The sequence below is a fragment of the Collinsella sp. TF09-1AT genome (assembly GCF_003436895.1).
In the GTDB taxonomy this organism is placed as follows: Bacteria; Actinomycetota; Coriobacteriia; order Coriobacteriales; family Coriobacteriaceae; genus Collinsella.
In genome coordinates this window covers 1-1,637 of record NZ_QSRC01000019.1, presented here as the reverse complement: position 1 = coordinate 1,637, position 1,637 = coordinate 1, and the positions used below count along the sequence as shown (strand labels likewise).

At 71.8% G+C, this 1,637-nt stretch carries 1 protein-coding gene; it reads right to left on the bottom strand.

Translation table 11 applies throughout. The features are described 5' to 3' along the window. Positions 1 to 226: 226 nt before the first annotated feature. On the bottom strand, positions 227 to 1,519 hold the full coding sequence (locus DXC90_RS09425; RefSeq protein WP_117735746.1) for an IS30 family transposase: 1,293 nt from the start codon (positions 1,517 to 1,519) through the stop codon (positions 227 to 229). Between the last annotated feature and the right edge of the window lie 118 nt (positions 1,520 to 1,637).

The following is a 1,637-nucleotide window of genomic DNA, read 5'->3' as shown; positions in this document are numbered from 1 at the left end:
TTGATTTCCGATCTCAGCCGAACACATTGAGCAAATAGGCCATTCCCGCACCTAGCCGAACGCCCCCGCGGCCCCTCCCGGGGCCCGGGGGGCGCCGTTTTCCCAGTTGATGGAACGGTGGAGATGTGTTTCGATAGGTCCGGTGGCCATGCTCCGCCCGCCGCCCGGCACCTCTTCCCAGACTCAGCCGGACGGTCGGTCCGTCTATTCCGTTTTTTCTCCTAGGCTAGGCCAGCGGGGCATCGCCCCTCTCGGCGCGCGCCCTCTCGATGAGTCCCGGCGTCAGGTCGAGGTCGCCGAGCGGCACGTCCCACACGCCGTAGGCGTCCAGCAGCGCCGCCGCGTCCTCCCCGAGCATCGCCCTGAAGGCGCGCGCGGGCGTCGCGAAGCCGAGCGCGCCGCGGGGCTCGGAGTTCACGTGCGACATGGCCAGCGCCAGGTCGGCCGGGGCGAGCCGGTCGAACCTGATTCCGGCGCCCTTGGGCAGCAGCTTCCTGATCTCGACGTGGTTGCGCTCGCAGGCGCCCTTCTGGTCGCTGCGCCTGGGGTCGCAGTAGAACAGCCTCGTCTCGCCCGGCCCCTCGCCGAGCAGCGCCGCGATCGCCGCCTCGTCGGAGAACTCGGCGCCGTTGTCGGTGAGGACGGCGCGGAACACGCGGCGCGTCCCGTCGGCGCCGAGGATGGCCCGGACGCCCTCCAGGGCGCCCGCGACGCACCCGGCGGTCTTCTCCTCCAGCGGCAGCGCGAGCTGGAGCCTGCTGGGGCGGTGCAGCAGCGTGAGCAGGCACGCGGAGTCCTCCCGGGCGCCCTCGACGGTGTCCATCTCCCAGGCCGCGGCGCACGCGTCCTCCCCGAGGGCGAGGAACGCGGCATGCGACCTGCGGGCGGAGTGGCGCGTGGCCGCCCGCCCGGCGGCGCGCTTCCTCGGCCTGTAGCCGACCTTCCGCCTGAGCTCCATGTTCGTCATGCCGTCGTAGCCCGCCGAGACCCAGCGGTAGATGGTCGAGGGAGACAGGTCCACCGGCCCGCCGTTGCGCGCCGCCATCTGCTCGGGCGACAGCCCCCGGCGCAGGCAGTCCCTGATGGCCTCCAGCCTCGCCGCGGCGGCGGGCTCGTCGGCGTCGATCCCGCGCCTGGACGAGACGAGGACCGAGTCGGCGCACAGCTGCGCGGCCCGGGCCTCGTAGAAGACGTGGGGGCGGCGCTTGCAGCCGATCGCGCGGTACCGGCCGCAGCCGTTGCAGCATCGCGGCCACGCCGCCAGGCGCGGGCAGGCCGCCGACAGGTCGGCGGAGGCGTCCACGCGCTCGCCGCGCCTGGCCTTCGGCGCCGTCACGAACCTGTGCGACGCCACCTCGGCGCTCACCGTCGAGGGCGACCTGCCCAGCTCCCTCGCGATCTCCCTGCATGACGCCCTGCGCTCCAGCATCCTCTGGACCGTGTCCCGCTCGTGCCTCGTGAGCCTTCCGTAGGCCCTCGGGACCGCCCTTGCGGAGCCACTTTTCTTCTTTCCGGACATGCCGTCCTCCGATCTCCCGGGGCCGGCCGATCCGGCCCTCAGGGTATCGGGTTCCCACATTCATCCGCACATGTACGGATGAATGTGGGAGGTGTTCGGATAAAGTTGATAATCAAGG